This is a genomic window from Paenibacillus wuxiensis (genome assembly GCF_040195695.1).
Lineage (GTDB): Bacteria > Bacillota > Bacilli > Paenibacillales > Paenibacillaceae > Paenibacillus_B > Paenibacillus_B suaedae.
The window spans coordinates 105530-127018 of the sequence record NZ_JBEFZI010000003.1; the positions used below are offsets into that span (position 1 = coordinate 105530).

Genomic DNA, 21489 nt, shown 5'->3' on the forward strand with positions numbered 1-21489 from the left:
AAATTTTTTATCCATAAACCTTGCCCCATCACTCAGAGGCTAGAGCAGGGCTAAAGTAGCCCCCTGCAAACTGGGGCCGCAGCTCATCCCCTAGACGGGTTGTCGTACTGCATTCCCCTTCTTTTACGCCCTCGCCCACGTATAGCTGACAATCGAGACCGGACAGTCAAGATACTTGCATAAGGACGATAGTTGACGTGAACAGGCTCTTAAAGTACTCCCCGTTGTGTATACATCATCAATAAGAAGTAGACGCAATTCGGCCACACCCCCCCCTTCTCTTGCCTTACAAGCACTCCAGACCTCCTGCAAGCTTCTCCCCGCCCATTGATGCAGCTCAAACGCATTAGATATGCTTCGCCCCCTGCCTATTCGAGATTGCTTGCTCTGCTTCTCTGCATCCTGTGTGCGCGCCAAAAGCTCTACGACTGGCCTTCCCCATTCTCTGCCCAGCGCCCGTGCGAATTGCTCTGCCTGATTGAATCCGCGAACTTGGATACGCTCAAGAGTAGTTGGTACAAATGTAATGAGATCTGGCAGAATCGCCTCCCGCCTGCCTTGGAACAACGAAGGGATCCCACCACCTCTAATGCTTGGTCGCCGTTCCCACACGGTGGACAGCAGCGGTTCATAGGCAAGCTGCATCATCCTGACCATGACCAGTTCATACACCCGATCTCCCTTAAATTTATACTGAGACAGCCATTGTTTCATTTGTTCGTCATATCGCACCACGCTTCGATTGGCTCTTAGACCATCATTTCGCAAAGGATGACGCTGACAATCTGGACAGCGAATCGCTCGCCCGCAATATGCACAGCCTAATTCACGAATCCATGGGATTAAATTGACACACTTATAGCACACCAGAGACATAAGGCTCTGTTCGTAGGGGTAAAGTGGACGTAGAGCTGTATCGTTCATCCGAATGGATCTTTTGCAAATGATACATGCCTGCTGACTCGGACTAAGCATCCCGCCATATATCTTCTCCAGCAAGTCACCCCATCTCATTCTTCTACCCAATCCGCTGTCTCCTGACCGCTCCTGACAACAAATATCCTTTTCTGGCTGCAATCCGATTCATGTCCCGAATTTGCCGAACTGCTGACCGCTGTGATCGATTCCACTGCGGGGAGCCAAACACGACCAATCCTGCAGGATCATCCTTCGAACGCCCTGCTCTGCCCGCCATCTGTACTAGTGCAGCTGCATCGAACAAGCGATCGTCTGCATCAAGAATGAATACATCGCTCATCGGTACCGTCACACCTCGTTCCAGAATCGTTGTCGTGACGAGCACACGAATGTTCCGTTCTCGAAATTGAATTACTTTATCCCCTCGGCTCTCATCTGCCGCTGACGTTCCATCGATATGGACACCGGGAATACGTTCGCGCAGCAGACGTACAAGCGGATCTACTTGACGAATACGAGAAAGGAACACAAACAGCTGGGCACCTCTACTTACCGAATGATTCATGCGTGCCAGCAGTAGTGCTGGCAGCCCATGTGCAGATAAGCACTGAGCAACCGAAGGCATTGTGATTCTCATCGGGATAGGAAGTGGATGACGATGGAAACGCACTGGCACCCTAGCATGAGAGAGCTTGCCTCTTCGAACATTCTGCTGCATCGCCTCTGGCGGTGTCGCGGATAAATAGACGAACACACCCCCGGGCGTACAAGCGCGTTCTGCTGTACGCTGCAGCATCGGATCATTATGATAAGGGAATGCATCCAGCTCATCGATAATAGCTAATTCGAAGGCCTCCTCGAAACGAATCAGCTGATGGGTGGTCGCGATAGTAATATCTCCATCTTGCCACCGTTCCGGGCTGCCTCCATACAACGTAACGACCTTCTGTGCAGGAAACGCCTTCTCTATCCTAGGCTTCAATTCCAGTACAACATCACGTCTCGGCGTGGCAATCAATACACGTCCACCATGCAGCAGCGTGTCCTCCACGAGCGGAAAAATCATCTCCGTCTTTCCAGCCCCAGTTACGGCCCATAATAAAAAGGCGCCCTTACGCAAATTGCCTCTTGTTCCCTGTACCGTACTTCTACTTCCAGATGTATTCATCTCAGACAGCCTAACAACTTGGTTCCTCGCACGAACTCCATCAATATAATTCAATGCCTGTCTACTCGCCTCTAACTGTGCTGGAGCCAGCCCCCACTTCTCTAACTGCTCCTCTCGATTCGAAATAAGCGCTGCGGCACTGTCGTCACCTCGATACAGCTTGCCAGCAATCAAAATAGCACAAGATCGGCAGCGCCCCACATTCAAGCATTGTGTACACGTCCAGCATTGTAAAGAATGGCAAGTCGAGCAAGTGGAACTGCTTAAACCCTCTGAACCCCCACAGCGTCCGCAGCAAATCGTAACCGAGGCTTTATAGAGGGATCGCAAGACTCGTTTCAGCGGGGAAATACGGCTAGTAGTAGTAGGCAGCTTACCGTCGTCATCCCGGCGAGTAAATGACATCCCTGCCCTCAGCTCCACCCAGCCATGCAGCAACCCCCACTGGATGAGCGAATATCTGCTCGCAATTAAATGTTCCGCTCCCGCATCCCGCAGGAATTGAATCAATTCTTCATCCAAAAGCAATCGACCACAAATTCCATAGGCGATACGATAAGCATCAGCATGCAATGCGGACCATACTCCTGCCTGAGACACACCTTCCCGAAGGAAAGAAGCAGACAGCCCAGATGAATTCGCATCCCATTGTGTTGTTGCATAGGCTACGGATTGGTCTGCGACCCGATACATAGGCTTCTGCTCTTCCATGACGAACAGCTTGGAGGTTGGCTCCGAATATGGCGCTTCGATAATCGCAACAGCTAGGTGCTCCTGCATCAGCCTCCGCTTAGCTTCTTCTTCAAACTCCTCCACACACGGGGAAAGAATATCAGCAAAATAACGAACCCAGCCCTGCTCTCCCCAACGCTCCATAGCTTCGCTTGGCTTGAAATGTTCCAGCACAGCGATGCCAACTTGAATCGGCAGCTGCTGATGCAAAACAACGAGTTTCGACCCACGGGACAGGCTCCCTTCCCCTGCTAACCAATAGCGTACATCAATACGCCAATCTACAGTGATGCCCGAGTGCCATCCGTACTCCGTGCGCACGGCATAAATTCTTACTTGCATGACTATTCCCTCTCCTTCGCCATACGGCTCACCGGAGCATGCTTGCTGCTTGATATCTGGATGCGCATCTGCTCAAATTACGCAAAAAAAGCACACCCCACCCGTGGAATCGGGTGGCATGTGCTTCATGCCCAGCGCCTTATCGTATTTGTATAAAATTGTATACGAATCGACGGATTCTGACAACCCTAAACTTCAATAAACTTCCCAAATTTAACTGTATTTGTAGTATTTCTCGGTTCAATATATTCCATATCTCCCCGAACAACACCGCTCACAAGGCACTTCGAGCCTTGAAGGGAATTTTCCGCCAATCTTCTGTACTCCGTGGCTCAATTACAATTAATGTCTCTTCCGCTGCTCGCTGCTTCAATCCTTGCAGTGTTGCCTCAAGCTCATTCCTTTGAATCACAAGTAAGTTCCAACTCACATCGTAGCCGCTCATTACACGTGAAGCAATTGGAAACGTAGCGTCCGTGGAACCGCTATCGACAAACGTGAAATGCAGCTTGCGTCCTTTCAGCCAAGCAAACCAACTATACGCACGAATCACCCATTCGATATGGCGTTCATCATTTTCCGTCACAAGCACGACATGCATCCAAGGCGCAGGTCTAGCGCCGCGTACGAGCTTCCTCCATTGATGAGCCAGATGAACGGCTGCTACCGCGAGTCCGAAGCATCCCACAATCCAACATAGCATTGCGATCATGCGGCCACCTCCTTACTACCAAGTGTATGCCGCAATAGATGCCGAGGTGACGGACAAACGCCAGCTAGCCTTGTGATTCAGTTCTAGGGACGGTGTGCTATAAGGTTACCCAACCGTTCTTAATGGAATTGATGACCGCTTGGGTTCGATCATCAACCTCCATTTTCTGCAGGATGCTGCTGACATGATTCTTAACGGTCTTCTCACTAATAAATAGGAATTCACCAATCATCTTGTTGCTCTTGCCTTCCGCCATCAAGCGAAGTACTTCGGCTTCACGTCTTGTCAGTGGATTATCTTCCGCAGCAATGAACTTCACGCCTGCATCTCTCGATTGACTGCTCACGATTCCGTTGCCGTCCAGCAGTGTCATCCGTCGAAGCTGCTGAATAAGCTTGCCCGTTACCTTCGGATGGATGTAAGCATACCCCGTTACAACCGAACGAATAGCATTAATTAAAGACTCAGCTTCCATATCCTTCAACAGATAGCCAGAGGCTCCTTTGCGCAGTGTTTCGAATACGTAGCTCTCATCATCGTGTATCGAAAGGATGATCACCTTTACATCCGGAAAAATATCACGCAATCGTTCTGTGGCAATCACGCCATTCTCAATCGGCATATTAATATCCATCAGAACAACGTCCGGCACTTCCTTATTGCAAAATTCCAGCACCTGAATGCCATCTCCGCATTCGCCGATGACCTCCAGATCGTCCTCCATATTCAATATACGCTTCAAGCCCTCACGAAAGAGCTGGTGATCGTCAGCAAGGAGTACTTTTATTGTTTCTATGTCCTTCTTACGATTCTCCATAAGGTTGCTTACTCCTCTCTCTTCTCCACATTCGTCGGAATTTGTATCACGATGCGAGTTCCACGGTTCTCCGCCGAATGAATTTCCATACGGCCTTCGAGCAGCTCCACCCGCTCCTGCATGCCCAGGAGGCCAAAATGAGCGTGCTCTTTCGATTTTTCTTCCAGGGACTCTACTTTGAAACCAAAGCCATTATCACGAACGATCACACGTACTTCCTCTTCGTCATACGTCAATTCACATGTAACGTAAGAAGGATGCGCATGCTTCGCTGCATTGGTGAAAGCCTCCTGGACCAATCGGTAAATCGCTGCTTCCATTGCTGAGCGCAGCCGGCGTTCCAGCCCTCTAACCTCGAATGAAGTCTTAATTCTGTGCTTGTCTTCATAGTCATGTATAAATTTACGCAGAGTCGGTACAAGCCCTAGGTCGTCCAATGCCATTGGACGTAAATTAAAGATCACCTTGCGGATCTCTTCTAAGCCGAAACGAACCTGCGATTTTAAATCTACTATTTCGTTCTGCACCATTTCAAATTCCTGCTTATTTAGCATTCTTTCTACAATTTCCGTCCTAAGCACTAGATTAGCAAGGGATTGTGCGGGGCCGTCATGAATCTCACGCGCGATCCGCTTCCGCTCTTCTTCCTGTGCCAGAATGATCTTCAATCCGAGCAGCTGCCGAGTTTTGGCGGATTCCAAAATACGTGTTACCTGACTCAAATCACCGGATAAATATTCAAGCGCAACGCTCATCTGAGAGCCAATTGTCTCTGCTCGCTCCACAGAGCCCTCAATCGCGCGCAATCGTTTCTGAATATCGTCCCGCCGTGTCTTCAGGTAACCTTCCTTCTCCCGATACATCATCAGCTCAAGCTGCATCTGCGTCGCCTTTTCATAGGCCTGCTTGATATCTTCCTCGGTGTACCGGACAAAATCACGGCTCACATCTGTCAAACGCAGACGAGCTAGACGATAGTTCCGCTCCAGCTCGTCCACCTTATCACAAATTTCAGCAGTCTGATCCATAACCATCTGCAGTTCTGCGTTCATAGCAATCGCTTCATTCCGAGACGAATCCAATATTTCGTAAATCTGATATTTGCTCTCTTCCATCACTTTGATGGCGTTCTTAATGACGCGATCAATGACATCGACTTGATTATCCACTAACGTTCGGTCTCCTCGTTCATAAAAGGATGAATGGAATTTCATCCTTAATGATACCACATCAATGGATAGTAATGGACTTCGTATTTTGCTCCCATTTTACAGTTAGGCCTAATTGTTCCGATACGAAGCGAAGCGGGACTAAAGTCCGTCCTTGTCGAATAATAGGTGCGACATCCGATGCAAGTCGAGAGCCGTTGCGAACGAATGCTTTTTGGTTCACGATCATTTCAAGGAAACGTTCGCCGCGCATAATCGTAACCGTCTGCGCTGGACCGTTCCAGAGCGCCTCTCCCCCAAACGCATCGAGTACAACTCGTACCGGAACGTAGGTAGAACCATTCAACACGATTGGTGCCACGTCCAACTTCTTCACAGCGCCGTTCACCGTGGAAGACTTGCTGTTCACAGTCAAATTCATTGTAGCTGTAGGGAAAATATCCGATGAACCAGCGGGAAGCTGTGCGATCAAGTTATCAAATGCCACTGTTCCTTCTGTTGCACGTTCGTCCTGATCTTCCTTGAAGTTGACCAAATACAATCGTTTCAGCTTAGCTGGATAAGAAATACCCAGTGACGATAAATCAACTTCTACCGTCTTCCAACCTTCCCAATTAATCGATTCTGCTACATTTACATAGTGAGCTTTCTTGTTGGCATCATGGATCTCTAGTCGCAAATTGGTAAAGCTCTTGTCTCCATAGACGTCGAACTTCAAACCGCTAGTGCCATTAGGAAGTTCCATGCCTGTAGAACCATTCAATTCTGCATAGGCAAACTTATCAGCGCTGCCGCCTGCATTCATATCATAGGACAGCTTCAATACTTTGTCATTCACACCGCGGCCGCCAAATCCGCCTTCGATGCTGACTTGCCCCTTCGTGCTGCCCTTCGGCAATCCAGAGAAGGAGACACCCATATTTGTTTGATTGAAATTCTCTATTAATTTCTCCGATCCAAGTGTCAGAGGTATCATTGTTCTCAAGCCATCATAGCTTGCAATGGCATAGCCAATCTTCGTTCCTTCTGGGACCGAATTCACTTTAAGCACGCCATCCTCAACCTTACCGTTGAAGCCGCGAATCTCCCATTTCACAGCAGATGAAGGTACTGTCGCCTGATTGCCATTCAGCAAGGTAGCCTTCACGGGAACAGGAACACTTGCGCCGGCACTTAGTTGAGCTGAGCCGGTAGCGATTTGCAGGCTTGATAAGTCCTTCGCTCCGATGATCGTTACCTCTGCAGTCGTTTTCGCTCCTCCGGATGTAGCTACAATGGTAGCCTTGCCTGAGGATTGAGCGACGAAGGCATCCTTATCCCACTTCATCTTGCCGTCCGCAGAGCTCCATTTCACATCCAAGTTAGAAGCATCTACCGGATTGTAATGCTCATCATAGGCCTTCATGCTGTATGTTGCACGCTGCCCGATAAATAGCGTTTTTTCTCCACTTAGGGTCATGCCCTTCACTTTGCCTGCTGGAGCTGTCGTGAACACACCGAGACCGTTGACAACAGAACGGACATTGTTACCTCCTTCTTTGGTTTCATGTGTCAGCTTCGTATCGAAATCGCCTAATGGCCGATTCGTCATCGTTGTGGAACCACCGCCGTCCAGATTCACCGCTTTCCAGACACCCGCCTGTACAAGCGCTTGCTGGAATTCCTTCAATGTAAAGCCAGAGCTTACACTGTTCGATTCAGCTGTTACGATGTAGGCATAACGTCCATCCTTCGAATAGCCAACTGCTGTACGAGCCGTTACACCACTGCCACTAATGCCGCTCGTATCACGCGTGAAGCTGGAAGCCTTGCCGTTCTCAACGAGCAGCGTATGACCGCTTATCATCATTTGGAAGGAGGATGGATCTACTGCTTGTCCCGTCGTCTGAGACAACAGTTTGTAATCAATCTTGAGAGATGTACCTACCTGCATGGTACGGCGCATGAATTCAGCAGCCTGCCCGTGTCCACGCAAAATAACGCCATCTTCAGGAACCTCCATTGGCAGAGCACCCATATCAGAGATTTGCTCTACGACCCCATTGCGTACAAGTACTTCGGTAGGCGTTGTCGTCGTATCATTCGGCCGCTTCGTTCCTTTCCAAGCGTTTGTGTAGATGTACATCGCATTTATATGACTATGCTGTTTTCCAGGCTCTTTATCATATTTCATCTTGTTGATGCCTGACAGTGGGAACGATTGACCATCCGCCAAGGCCACATTTCCTGTGAAGCGATATTGATCAATGGTAGGCGTACCATTCTTCGTTACGGCGAAAGCATACATGCCTGTAAGTTCCGCAGGACTTGTAATCATCTCTCCTTTTGAAATGGAACCTCCCATTGGAACTTGGTCGGAGCCCATCATCCAATAGTCCCCGTTTACACCAGCAACTGCCCCAGTTTCCTTCGTCATCTTCGTAACTGGGTTCCCGGTAGCTGTCTTGCCGTCCTTCCCTGTCATGACATCCAGCTTAATATAGGGATTGCTTAAGTCGGCCTCAATCACATTCATTCGAGTCTTATACGTTTTCGTGCCCCGCTGCAGCGCGTATTGGTAGGTAACCAATCTAGCACCTGAGGTAAGTATCTCTTCGCTGAGCTTTTGCAATGAATTCAATGGTGCTGCATATGTATCCCCACTAGTCGAATCTATTGGTGCATCCGCATAAACATAGTTTCCCCATCCAAATGCAGGCTGAATGAACAGTGCGCTGGATAGCACTACTGCTGCCGCCTTTTTCCCCATCCGTCTTGTGTTGATGTGGCGGACAGTTTGATTTGATTTGCCCATGTGTCTCTCTCCCATTTCGTCCTATTATGTATAAATGTCAATATGTTCGCGTGTCAACTCTACTATTATATAGACTACCAAAATCGACAAAAAGTTGCGATTTTGTTACGTATTTGGTGGATTTTACGATATAATGCCTGATCAAAGCCAAGATGAAAACAAAAGAAGCCCTGCCTTCCGGGCTATTCGCCGTTAGTAGACAGGACTTCCTTCTTGTTATTTATTAATCCAACGTAATATAATCTACTTTTTTCAATAATCGAACTAGTAGAATGGCTGCCTGTGCACGTGTTGCTGAGCCCTTAGGCTGGAAGCGGTTCGTGCTAACCCCTTGAATGAGTCCATCCTGTACGGCCTGTGCCACGATTGTTGCGCCTGCACGGGTAAATTCCTTATTGTCCTTGAATGACTTCAGCACATCTGTCGATGCAGCGGACATGCGATATCCCGCTGCTTGTGCAGCACGAACCATCATAAGCGTAATCTGCTCACGTGTCACAAATTGCTTCGGCTTGAATGTTCCATCTGGGAAGCCCGTAATTACACCTGCACGGATGGCCGCACCAATGTAGGCTCCGGTCATATCACCTTGATTCACATCGCGGAAACGATTGACAGCTTCACTATCTGGTTCAAGACCTAGCGCTCGTGAAATCGAGACTGCGAACTCCTCGCGCGTAATCGGCTTGTTCGGCTCGAACTTGGTTGTGCTGCGTCCGCTCATAATCATTTTGGATACGAGGGCAGTCACATCCGCTTGCGCCCAATGTCCCTGCAAATCGATGAAGGATTGTTTCCCTACCGTAAAGAGAATAATCTTTGTTCCCACCATGTTCGTAATGGCTACGGTATCTAATCCTGCACGAGACACCTTGGTTGGCAAGTATCCTAATTTCGAGTAATTCTTCATCCACTCTACTAATGCTGCCCGGCCGGCAGTTACTGACTGCGAAGACTTCATTTTTACAACGGTATCGATATTCAGCGCGCTACCCGCACCACTGTTAACTACACTGAACAGCGAGAATTGATAAGCCTTCACCATTGCTGTTGCTTGCGCACTTGCAAGCTCGTTCGTAATCGTCGCTGTTTCATTGACCGGATCGATTTCAAAGAGAAGCGAAGAATTCGTGATTGATCCTTGCGTTCTTTGGATGATTTTGCTCATCGTATCGCGATTAAGCGATATTCCGTATACAGCTTCCTTATACTTCACGGTAAACCAGATCGCATCCGTTCGCGAATATGCTTTTTCAAAAGCTGCTAACGGCACTACAACCCGCGCACCCGCTTCTGTGGATGGCACTTCGAATCGAAGCTGCTTATCCGAATCCAAAGATTGGCCTGCAAACTCAAATGCCGTCTTCACCTTAGTAGTATCAAGCGTATAACGATTGACCGTTACTCCGCTGCTTGTCCGGTCAGTGGTAATTTGAGCTGTATTCTGAAGCAAGACATACGCATAGTCTCCGAAGGAGTTGTCCTTGTCACTTTTCACAAAATAGCTATCCAGCGACCCTGCTGTTGTTCCACCTGTGCCTGTACCCGTTGCTCCTACTTTTAAGTTGGAAAATGTCTTGATTTCAATTCCAGCCTCTGATTGAAGTGCTTTGGAACCTGTATTGTAGGTCACACTTAAGTTGCTTCCATCAGTTGGCGGGTACATTAACTCGATCGTCACTTGCGTTCCGCTGACTGTAACTTGTTTAATACTCATCGCCTGATTGCCTGAAGTGACCAGAAACTGCGGATAATAGGACGCCGACATCGATGCAAGCCGCTTGTTAAACGTCAAGATGATTGAAGGGGACTTCCAGGTTATCGATTGGACAGTCGCAGCTTCGCTATCAGTCGAATTCGAAGCAGATACAAGGTTCAAGTTGGAAGCATAGTTGTAATTCCAATCGCGCAGCGGCGGATTCCCTCTCACATACGATACGGTTACATTATCTGTTTTCGATACCGCCGATTGCAGAGTCAATTCCACCCGATTTTCCTTAATCTCAACCTTCGTGACGTAACGTGCCTTCTCATTCACGAGTACAGAGAATTGGTTTTTCATTGGAATGTTGTTCTTATCCATCGGTTTGTTGTACTTCAGAATCAACTTCGTTCCAAGCACCGTCACCTCTGTCAGTTCCGGCGGCTTATTGTCATAGCTGTTTCGCACGAAGAACCCATCGATCGTTCCTACTTTACTGCCGCGTGTATCCTCTAGTGGATAATTTCCTGGCGTGTAGCTGACCTTGACAACATCTCCGTTCGATACCGAACGGTTTAATGACAAGGTCACGGTAGAAGAGCTGCTGTTATGCGATAGTTTATCAATTCCTACAGTGGAATCATTATATGTGACGGTAAATTGACCGTCTGCATAGGAAGAAACGCTTTTCAGAGAATCTGTAAAATATAAATATAAAGTAGAACCGGAAATATACCCATCACGCAGCTTCGTCAGCGTCGTATCTACCTTATTCTCAACGGCACGGGAGCTAAAGCTGGAAGCTACATTGCCTACCGTATCACGCACCATGCGGAAGCGTGCCGCATAGCTAATCTTGACGTCTTGACCTACTGCAACGCCGCTCTCCAGTGACACATAGACATAATTGCTAGACGTATACGCGCTGCTGACACGCCGCTCCTCGTTATTCACTAGTACGGTGAATTCGTTGGAAGGCGGATTCGCGTTGCTATCCAGTGTCTTGTTATACCGAATTTGAATTAACGAGTTGTTGTACATCGTCACATCTTCTACTGCTGGTGGATTCCGATCCGTAATTGCCGTAGAAAATGCCCATTCAGACAAACCTGCAAATTCATTGCCGGCTGCATCCTTAACGGCTCCCCTTGCAATGCTGACCGTATACACGGTATTTTCCTGCAAATTAGAGGCAGGGTAAATCCACAGCTCCTTCGAATTGCGTACGTTTACACTGGCTGATTCAGAATAGGAATAGGATTTGCGCCGCAAATCCACGCCTTTGCCCGTATACACGATTGGTTTACTGAAGGTTATAATTAGCGTCTTGTTCGCCGGTACAGACACACTGCCGGACGATGGATCGAAGCTGACTATCGTTGGTGCGGTTGTATCCGTTGATTGCGTTCGGAACGTCCATTCCACAGCATCCATCAGGTTACCAGCAGCATCTCGGAATGCTCCCTTCGGTATTGAGACTACATATGTGCGATTTGGTTCTAAAGACAGAACATTCGTGGACTGAATAACCGCAGAGCCGCCTCCCGTTATCGCTGAGGTAACAGGGAGCACAATATCCTGGCGTCCATCTGATTTAATCACAATATTGCCTGTCACTTGATAGACAGACTTATCGAATGTAAGTTCCAAGCGCGTCTGCGGGGGCACAGCTGTCCCATCCAGCGAGCGCTTTGTTATTTTCGGTGGATTTGTATCCACACCAGGCGTCGTTGTAAAGTTCCAATACGTCTTGCCTGAGAAGCCTGCTACGGGAGTTCCGTCATCCAAATCGAGAAATGCACCTGCATCCATCGTGACATAGTACGCTGTTCCAGCTTCTAATCCATCTAGTTTCGTCGTTGCTGTAAGTCCATTCACTACGAAATCCTTCGCAGCGATTGTCTTCACGACACTATTGTCACTGAACTTATTAATCTTGATGCTGCCCTGGCCCGCTTGGATAGGACGGCTAAACGTAATTTGCGCATCCGCAGGCAAAGCAATTCCTTGGCCTTGTGGCGAGAATGATGCCGCTTCCTGCTGGGATTTAGTTGAGAACGCCCATTCTGTAAATGTGGAAAGCTCTCTAGAGGCTTCGCCCAAAAAGAGCTTTCCATCAACTTTTACAACATATCTTGTTCCTGCTTCAAAAGGCTGCAACCCTTCCAGCTGGAATGTTACGTTATCAGTTGTTACTATTTTTCCGATTCCATTCGAACTTGTTTCAGCAAAGCGCTGCTGTGCTCCTGTTTTTTCGTTCGTTACCGTAATGTACCCATTCGTCATGGATACTTTTTCGTTGAACGTAAATTGTATGCTTGATGGATTGATCGAGACTTCCTGCGCACCGTTAGCTGGCAATGAGCTGACTATCGCAAGAGGGGTAGCTGCGTGCACTTCGGGCACACCTCCCCATCCGAACACTCCTAAAAAAAGGACAAAGGCCATTGTAGCCGCAATCCATTTCTTCATTCTATATGCTCCTTTCATTCCGAAGACAGTTGTACTCTATTTGTCGGTAAAAAGGAGGAAATAGTTTAGATTCATCACCACCGGTACGCAAAAAAGACCTCCTCCTAAGCCTGATAGCCTAGAAAGAGGTCTTGTATAAGCGCTCAAATAATAAAGGGTTAGATTACAAACCCGCTTGCTCACGCAGAGCATCTGCTTTGTCTGTACGTTCCCAAGGCAAATCCAAATCTGTACGGCCAAAGTGTCCGTAAGCAGCAGTCTGCTTGTAGATTGGTTTGCGCAGATCAAGCATTTTAATAATGCCTGCAGGACGAAGATCAAAATGAGATTGAATCAGTTCAACAATCTTCTCTTCATTTACTTTGCCTGTTCCGTAAGTGTCCACGTTAATGGATACTGGAGTTGCTACACCAATGGCATAAGCCAATTGGATTTCACATTTGTCAGCCAAGCCAGCTGCTACGATGTTCTTCGCAACATAGCGCGCTGCATAAGCTGCAGAACGGTCAACCTTCGTTGGATCCTTGCCGGAAAACGCTCCGCCGCCATGGCGTGCATATCCGCCGTACGTATCCACGATGATTTTACGCCCAGTCAAACCTGCATCACCTTGTGGTCCGCCGATTACGAAGCGGCCAGTTGGGTTGATGTAGTACTTCGTCTTATCGTCGAGCCATTCGCTAGGAACGACTGGAGTAATAACTAATTCTCTGATATCACGTTGGATTTGCTCCAATGTTGTATCTTCAGCATGCTGTGTGGACACAACAATCGTATCTACACGTACTGGCTTATCTCCATCATATTCAATCGTCACTTGTGTCTTACCGTCTGGACGAAGGTAAGGCAATGTGCCGTCTTTGCGTACTTCGGACAAACGACGAGCAATACGGTGTGACAATGCGATCGGAAGTGGCATAAGTTCTGGCGTTTCGTTCGTTGCAAAGCCGAACATCAAGCCTTGGTCGCCTGCACCGATATTCTCGGTTTCTTGCTTGGCATCTTCAGTACGTGTTTCAATGCCAGCGTTAACCCCCTGAGCAATGTCTGGAGATTGTTCGTTAAGCGAGGTCAATACTGCACAGGTATTATAATCAAAACCATACTTGGCGCGCGTATACCCGATATCTTTGATCGTGTTGCGTACGATAGATGGAATGTCAACATAATCTGCCTTTGTGCTGATTTCTCCTATGACGAGAACTAATCCCGTGGCTACGGATACTTCACATGCAACCCGAGCATTCGGGTCGTTCGCCAAAAAGGCGTCCAATACCGCGTCCGAAATCTGGTCGCATATTTTATCCGGGTGTCCCTCAGTAACGGACTCGGACGTAAACAAGTGGCGTCCTTTCAATGACATAGGACTCGACCTCCTAACCTATAATATGGCTCTCCCATGAGCAGCCTAAACAAAAAATGAACCTTTCCCGAATGGAAAAGGTTGTTATAGCAGCCTTCGAAAAATCATATTACTGTATTTGTCCGGTCCTGTCAATGAAAGCGTCAAAAGTTGGATTACCTATTTTTGCTGCAGTGCGGTGGCAATGAGACGTTTTGTTATTTCGCCGCCTACCGAACCAGCATCACGTGAAGATAAGGTACCCCAATCAGCATGACTAGTCGTGTGTTGAACCGGAACGCTGCCGAGTTCGGATGCGAACTCTGTATCCATTCCAATATGTGCTCCGTGATGGGAAACCGGAAGTCCGAACTCGGCTGCAATCTCATATTTCATACGGTACAGGGCGTCTCTGCTGGCTGGCACTAACGTTTTTTTGCTCATAGTAATATCCTCCCTCGTTATATATGCATCAGTAATAATTATTGTGCCTCATTTAGGAGGATGCACCCGCAGGAAATGTTGCCCGCCCTGCCAGCTCATGTTAATTACTCAGCTTTTTGTACTACTGAATAGCCCCCGCGTACCATAACAATTAAACCATTCTCCTGCTGCGGATCTGGCATCACACCGCGTCCATCACGCGGGAACAACAGCAAGTGGTTCGTCGCAACCGCTTGCCCGCTCTTGATATCTGTGCCTTCCGTTACATCCGGCACCCCATTCTCATCCGGGCTTGTGATGACTGCCTTTCCGTTGCGGACAATGACTTCAGTTCCAGCCTTAGCAATAAGCTTCTGGCCAGTTTTAACCGTTACGACTTTAAGTTCCGTATTGCTTGTTGTATCCCCCTCAGGCTGATCCTTCTTCGGGTTATCTTTGTCCTTGCTCGTAGTGTCATTACCTGTATTGCCTTTCTTCAATTCAGCTTGGATAAGGGATTTAACTTGTTGATCCACATAACTCTTCGTTACAAGTGGATCTGAAGATGTTCCTGGGGTTGTATCTGCTGCGAATGCATTCACACCCAAAATAGAACCTGCCACAATTCCCCCTGTTATTAATGTTGTAGATAAAATAACCTTCGTAAATTTGTTCATTTTTTCCTCCTCCTACTTCTTATGCCAAAAACTCCCCTCTACGAGGGGAGTTTTCTTTATTGTTTTAGTCCGCTGTTTTTGCGTTTCTAATGTTGTATGCACTACCATGGCTAGCTAGCTTGATCTTCTCTTTATCGAATACATCATACAAGGTTAGCTGGAAGCCACCGTTCTCGATTTTCTCAAAGAAGGCATCTGGTATAGATGTTGAGAATGACTGGTTCTTGCCCTCTTTAAATTCTTTAACAAAATCAACCTCTTTCTCGAATTTTTTGCCACTAGAATCTACAATTTCAATGACTAGCTTGTGTCCGTATTCACCAAAATTGTACTCGAGTTGACGAGTCATATCATAAGAGAACTCGATGGACAAGTTGGATGTTCTGTTAGCAGTCACGTAGAAATTGTATAAAGTCAACGAATAAGGGAATAGATCAAGATTTACAAAGTCTCGTTGAACCGTAGGCTGTACGACTTTCAAATCCATTGCTACTGCATTGATATATCCATCAGACTCACCCTTTGGAGGTGTCAGTTTATTCTCGGTAATTCCTTCACCGATAATAAGCTGCAAATCTGTTTTATTAACCGTTTTCGGTACTTTCACCCATGCCGTTACGACATTCAATCCTTGCGGACTCGTAGGACCCTGCACTTGGGAAAGATTTGCTTTATAGTAGCGTCCATCATCTGATCGATAGTATGCTACCATTTGAGATAAAATCGTCTGGCGCTCTTCCTGGCTCTTCATAACAAGATCCGTATAAATGATTTGTTCAACGGCACCTTCATACACCTTGCTGTTCTTTACTTCAATATCAGCTTTGCGTCCTTGAGTAGTAAGATTGTATACTTTACCAAATTCAACGACAGGCAACTTGCTTAACTTGCCTCCATTCGTGAACTGAATGATTGGGGCACTATCCGTCTCCCCTATTTTCTCCATTAGCGCCGTTTGGACTTGGGAGAAGTCCATATAACTTGGTACCTTCGTTACGATGTATACATCGACGTCTTCCCTCGCTCCGATGATTAAAGCACCATTCGAGCTTATCACTTGTGTTTTACCAGATACACCGGAAGTATCCAATTTAAAGACACCTTCTAAAGCTGGCAACTGAATTGTTTTCGTTTCTTTGTTTTTAATTTTTAATTTTGCTGACAGTACATCCCCGTCTAACCAAGGTAGACGTTGTAGAGACTCTATTGTAATTCCAAGGTTGCCTTTGCTATGCTGCACATCGTATTCAATTCCCGTTTGATTACGCATGGATTGAAGATCAGGCAATTTATAAGTTCCTTCTGGGAACTTGAAATTCGAGTCCTTTTGATTCGTTTCGGGCTTCGTTGGATCCTTTTGTTCGGAATCTCCAGGCTTATTGAGTTGAAGTTTTAATTGTTCAAGAGGTACGTCAGTAGATACCATTGCACTCAATGTAATTGGTCGTTTCTCCATCGCTTTCAATGTCAAATTATCTAGTGATTTTGTAGGGATCGGCACGGATAATCCGTTTGGCCCTTTCAAAACAAATTCATATTTTGGTATCGTCACTGGACGATTCGATAAATTTTCAAATTGGAAGGTCAATGTAATATCATTATCTTCAAAACTTTGGTTTGCCCAACCGTTCAAAATTTTAGTGCTTACCTTTGCCTTGTCGATCGTTATCACTTGCTCTTTATTCGCTGGAATAACAGAAGTGGCTGCATTCGAAGCTGGCAACTTTAAGGTTGCTACAGGCAGATTAATTTTTGCAGTCTCATCCTCTGTCAGTAGTTGAAGCTCCAAGTTTTTGATAACGACACTCTTAGGAATTGCCGTCATGAAATTCAATGTCTTTTTCTCGCTAGGCTGCAGCTTATACTCCTTACTTGCGCTATCTGGTACAAGAGGGTAACTGCTTCCGCTTGCTGTTTTAATTACGTATTTGTAAGTTGGATTCTCCAACGCTTTAAAGCCTAAATTTTCTACATTTACTGCAACATTTACATAATTCATGTCTTCATTAAGCATCGAGGTTACTCGATCAATGCTTGTTTTTATAGGAATGTCATTCATTCGTACTGTGCTGCTTTTTCCAACAACAGTCGATGCAGTCATCCATGTTGGAATTTGAAAAGAACCCAATCTGTTTTCAAAACCAGATTTGCTAAAATCCCACTTTATGATATCAAAAAATAAATCATTAATGGTGAGACCCTTCGCTACTTTTGCATAATAGGTAACACTCATCTCAGACAAACCTGGTACTACTTTTTTCTCTTTATCCTTTGTTGTCAATACACTAGAGTACACCGTACCGCCTTTTGTACGAACCTTTGTCCAGTAATCAATAAGAGGAACGCTGCGCTGCTCATTATTATAATAAGTTAACGTATACGTCAAAATATTACTTTCATCTTGTTTATACATGTTTACATCCGTCAGTTTAACTGCACTTTTAGCAGTCAACCGAACCGGCTTTAACTCACTAAGCGTATGTACTGGCGTCGGTTTAGCCGCAGGTTTTGTTTGCTTGCTCGTGCTTTGTTGTTTAGAAGCTTTTGTATCTGCAGCATAAATATTTGCCGTAGGGAAGGCTGACGCCCCTAAAATGAGGGACAACGATAACATTGTCGCAATGGCGGTTGTTCTTTTCAATCTACTTTCCTCCTATGCGTAGAATCTACATATATAGTATAACGCATAATGATAAGAGAAAGTTGCGATTTTCAGCAAGTTGGAGGGTTACATTGTTGTAAGCTTTGTATAAAAAAAGAAAGCCCCGAAGGGCTTTCTTTAAAGTGTTACTTCTTGAATTTCAAGGATGTATTGAATCCATCCAAAGCAACACTATGATCTTTTTCATCAACGATGGATTTGTATACATCGTTTTCTTTTTCCAATACTTCTACACGAACAGTATCTCCATCTTTAATTGCTGCGTATTTGAATTGGATTTGAAGCAACTTTTCGTATCCTTTTTCAACAAATACTTTCTCTACTTGAGCTTCTTTGTTGTTAACGTACACCTTAACTACTTCATTAACCTTAGCTGAGTCAACAAAGAGTGGTGTGTCAACGCGAATGTCAGCCAAGTAAGTTGTATCTGTTACGGATTTAACATTCAGGGAGCTTACTTCTGCTGTAGGTCTAACTTTACCGTAGTCCTCAACTTTGTATTCTCCTGCTTTAACGCGAACGTTCAATACATCAGCAGTGGATGCATTTGGTGCAACTTTGAGATAAGCGCCAGAAAGGCTGGATGGAAGCTCGTTTCTGTCAGTGAATTTCAGAGTAATAACAGAACCGTCATTGCTCTTCTCATAGTCATTTGGCGTGAATGTTCCGTAGTTAGTGCTTACGGAGAAGTCAGACAGAACAACATAGTTGATCTTGCCGCCAAATTCAACTTTAAGTTCTTTAGTAGAAACTGCGCTAACTTTGTTTACTTTAATGCTGTTAGCAAATGCATCTTCCAAAGTACCTGCATAAGAAAGCGTGTAAGAACCGTTTTGTTTGATGTAATCGCCCTTAGCATTCGCCACTTGGCTAACACTCAATTCGTTGTTTCCAGTTCTCTTGATACCCAATTTTCCAGCTTTTGCAGTAATGCGAACAGTATCGCCAGTCATCATGGAAATATCATGATCTGTGATGGAGCTGTTGTTAAAGATGTATTTTTCTTTAATCAATGCGCTTCCATCGCCATCAGTTTTAACATCTTCTTTGAATTGAACGTACAGGTTCTCTTCATTGTTTCCTTCAACGATCCAAGAACGAACGATTCCTGTTGTAGCAGTTTGTTTTGCTGTGAACGTTTGTGTATAAGGCATAATTGTGTTTTGCAAAGCAGCCGTATCACGAACGCCAGTTACTTCCAAGATGTAATCTGTTTCGTTGGACAATTGGGCATTCAGGTCAATTGTCACTTTGTAGTTGGACTCGTTGTAATCGATTCTGGATACTGGATGCCCGTTGCGGTCTGTACCAACGAACTTATCCAAAACTTTACCGTCTTTATCTTTCAATGTGTAGTTCTTGTTGTCTTTAGCAGTTGCCGCATCCAACTTTTTGTTGAATTCCAATACCAACTGATGGTTATTCAAAGCGCCAACTTCTTTAACTTCCAACTTCACGATTTCTGGACGAGTTTGATCCAATGTTGGGTTCACTTTGATTTCGCGGTCAGCTTTGTTGCCGCTGTAATCAGTTGCACCTTTAACATAGATTGTGTTGTCGCCATTGTACATTTTGTTGCTGAATTCAACTTTAACTTTGTTGTCTTTGTAAGTAATCTTACCAATGTTGCCGGAAGTGTTGTGGTACACTTTCTCGATCGAACGAACAGTTTCGTTGAATTCAAGCTCAAGCTCATTCAAATCAGTTGTCTTTGCGGACACGATTTCAGGAGCTGCTGTATCTTCAGCAATCGTGAATTCTTTATCTGCTGGAATGCTCTTCAGACCGGAGAAGTCTGTGATGTTGCTTGCGCTCACTTTGTGAGTACCAACGGACAAATCTTTTTTCACGATTACTACATTTGGATACATGTAGTCAACGCTACCGGATGCCGAGCTGCCATCAACTTTGTAGTTGCTTGCTGCAACTGCATCGCCACGTTTAACTGGCTCAGAGAATACGATCTTGAATGCTTTCGTACCCAAGCCAACAACTTCTTTGATTTCAGGTGTTTTTACGTCAACTGGAGTGAATTTCTTTGTTTCGTTAAACGTTTTGGAACCATCTTCGTTCTTAACGTTTTTGATTTTCACTTCAGTTTCTTTTTGGTTCTTCATTTCGGAACCATTTTCTTCAAGCAAGATTGTGACAGAGTTTTTGTCTTGTGCCATTGTCACGCTCTCGATTTTCATATCTTTAACTTCGTAGTTGTTTTTGTTCTCAGCAGTTTTTTGCTCGAGAGAACCGTCAAATGTTACAACAACTTCTTTCAAGTTTTCAGCTGCAACGGATTTGATGCTTTGAGCAGAAGTAATAGTGTAAGTCACTTTAGTAGTGATCTTGAACTCTTTACCTGCTTTGTCTTTGTAAGTGAATGTTACTTCAGTTTCTTTGTTAGCTTCAAGAGCTTTTTCCAAAGTTACTGTCGCAACTTCTTTGTCGGACATAGTGAATTCAACTGTTTTGGAGTCCTTTACTTTGTAGGAAACTACTTTAGGACCTTTAGTCAATTCGTCAGCTGCATATGCTGCTTCTACCAATTGAGTGCGAGTTGCGTTCGCTTTAGGGTTTGCATCTTTGGAGAACAAACCAGCGTCAACTGCCGCTTGGAAGAAACCTTTAGCCCATGAAGAAGCGTTGTTTTGAGCGTCTTTAACTTCTTCAAGTTTCAAAGCATTAACCAAAGTTTTAGCTGCTTCTTCAACTGTGATTTTGCCGTTGAAGTCGAACAACTTCTTCTCCAAATCTTTACCTTGCATCAAGCCTTCTTTAGTTACAGCTTCGATGAATGGAGCTGCCCAGTTATTTTTACCATAGTTTTTATCTTTGTAAGAATATTCACCATGGATTTCTTTCAGACCGAACAATTTCACGAGTACTTTCGCGAATTCTGCACGAGTCATGTCTTTATCAAGGCCAGCTTCTCCATTTGGATAACCGTTAAATACACCTTGAGTTTTCAATGCATCAAATTTCTCTTGAGTTGTTTTAGCTGCGTCAGCACCGAAAGCTACGTTTGCGAACATAGAGAACGCCATAGCAACGGAAAGCAGAAGGGCCAATCTTTTCTTCATAACCTTTTTTTCTCCTCCTCTAAATTGCTTCGTTTGTTTAGTTTGTTGCGTAGAAGTTTGATAGTTCATTTCCCTCATTCGCCGATTCACCCCCTTCCTCAGAGTGAGCGAAATGTAATCTAAAAAGAAGTCTGCAACATAAGGACATGCCACAGAAACTAGTAATCGATTAGGAACAAATGAAAATAAATAGAAATGCTCATACCACTCTAGACATTATACAATGTCAACTGCCTAGCGTAAAGTATATTTTTGTGAAATACAGGGAACAATAATTAAATTAACCACTGTATTCGAGCTTCATCATATTAAACGCACAGGTTTCGAAAAAGTTGCGCTCTACGGAAAATTATTTTTAAATTTTTTTCGCAGATTTCAGACAATGTCTTGCTCATTACATTCAGTAACGCATATACACGGATATGCTATACATATTGCAATACTTGAATTCATCTATATGTATGCATTAACGAATACATCTCCTA

12 protein-coding genes are annotated in these 21489 nt (G+C 45.4%); all 12 read right to left on the minus strand.

The window, feature by feature from the left end; genetic code table 11:
* Window positions 1-123: 123 nt before the first annotated feature.
* The gene (locus ABN764_RS06835) at window positions 124-1026 is read right to left on the minus strand and encodes a ComF family protein (protein WP_446671407.1); all 903 of its coding nucleotides are present in this window, start codon (window positions 1024-1026) and stop codon (window positions 124-126) included.
* Window positions 1019-3160 (minus strand): helicase-related protein, encoded by a 2142-nt coding sequence (locus ABN764_RS06840; protein ID WP_446671408.1) that lies wholly within the window; start codon window positions 3158-3160, stop codon window positions 1019-1021. Before ABN764_RS06840 ends, ABN764_RS06835 begins: the two co-directional genes overlap by 8 nt.
* A gap of 274 nt (window positions 3161-3434) precedes the next feature.
* Window positions 3435-3872 (minus strand): glycosyltransferase, encoded by a 438-nt coding sequence (locus tag ABN764_RS06845; protein ID WP_268624071.1) that lies wholly within the window; start codon window positions 3870-3872, stop codon window positions 3435-3437.
* A gap of 97 nt (window positions 3873-3969) precedes the next feature.
* Window positions 3970-4689 carry a response regulator gene (locus ABN764_RS06850; RefSeq protein ID WP_021257133.1) on the minus strand — a complete coding sequence of 240 codons (720 nt, stop codon included), beginning with the start codon at window positions 4687-4689 and terminating at the stop codon, window positions 3970-3972.
* An 8-nt stretch (window positions 4690-4697) separates the two neighbouring features.
* On the minus strand, window positions 4698-5858 hold the full coding sequence (locus ABN764_RS06855) for a sensor histidine kinase (protein ID WP_021257134.1): 1161 nt from the start codon (window positions 5856-5858) through the stop codon (window positions 4698-4700).
* Between the two features lie 61 nt (window positions 5859-5919).
* Window positions 5920-8652, minus strand: a complete 2733-nt coding sequence (locus ABN764_RS06860; RefSeq protein ID WP_446671409.1) for a stalk domain-containing protein — start codon at window positions 8650-8652, stop codon at window positions 5920-5922.
* Window positions 8653-8875: 223 nt separating this feature from the next.
* Window positions 8876-12826: an Ig-like domain-containing protein gene (locus ABN764_RS06865; RefSeq protein ID WP_446671410.1), complete on the minus strand. Its 3951-nt coding sequence runs from the start codon at window positions 12824-12826 to the stop codon at window positions 8876-8878.
* 163 nt (window positions 12827-12989) lie between these two features.
* Window positions 12990-14189 carry a methionine adenosyltransferase gene (gene metK, locus ABN764_RS06870; RefSeq protein WP_005544758.1) on the minus strand — a complete coding sequence of 400 codons (1200 nt, stop codon included), beginning with the start codon at window positions 14187-14189 and terminating at the stop codon, window positions 12990-12992.
* Window positions 14190-14348: 159 nt separating this feature from the next.
* Window positions 14349-14612, minus strand: coding sequence for an alpha/beta-type small acid-soluble spore protein (locus ABN764_RS06875; RefSeq protein ID WP_172619608.1), 264 nt, complete (start codon window positions 14610-14612; stop codon window positions 14349-14351).
* A 104-nt stretch (window positions 14613-14716) separates the two neighbouring features.
* Window positions 14717-15268, minus strand: coding sequence for a hypothetical protein (locus ABN764_RS06880; RefSeq protein WP_446671411.1), 552 nt, complete (start codon window positions 15266-15268; stop codon window positions 14717-14719).
* Window positions 15269-15332: 64 nt separating this feature from the next.
* Window positions 15333-17909 carry a hypothetical protein gene (locus ABN764_RS06885; protein WP_446671412.1) on the minus strand — a complete coding sequence of 859 codons (2577 nt, stop codon included), beginning with the start codon at window positions 17907-17909 and terminating at the stop codon, window positions 15333-15335.
* A 146-nt stretch (window positions 17910-18055) separates the two neighbouring features.
* Entirely contained in the window at window positions 18056-21082 is a 3027-nt protein-coding gene (locus ABN764_RS06890) for an Ig-like domain-containing domain (protein ID WP_446671413.1), read from the minus strand.
* Between the last annotated feature and the right edge of the window lie 407 nt (window positions 21083-21489).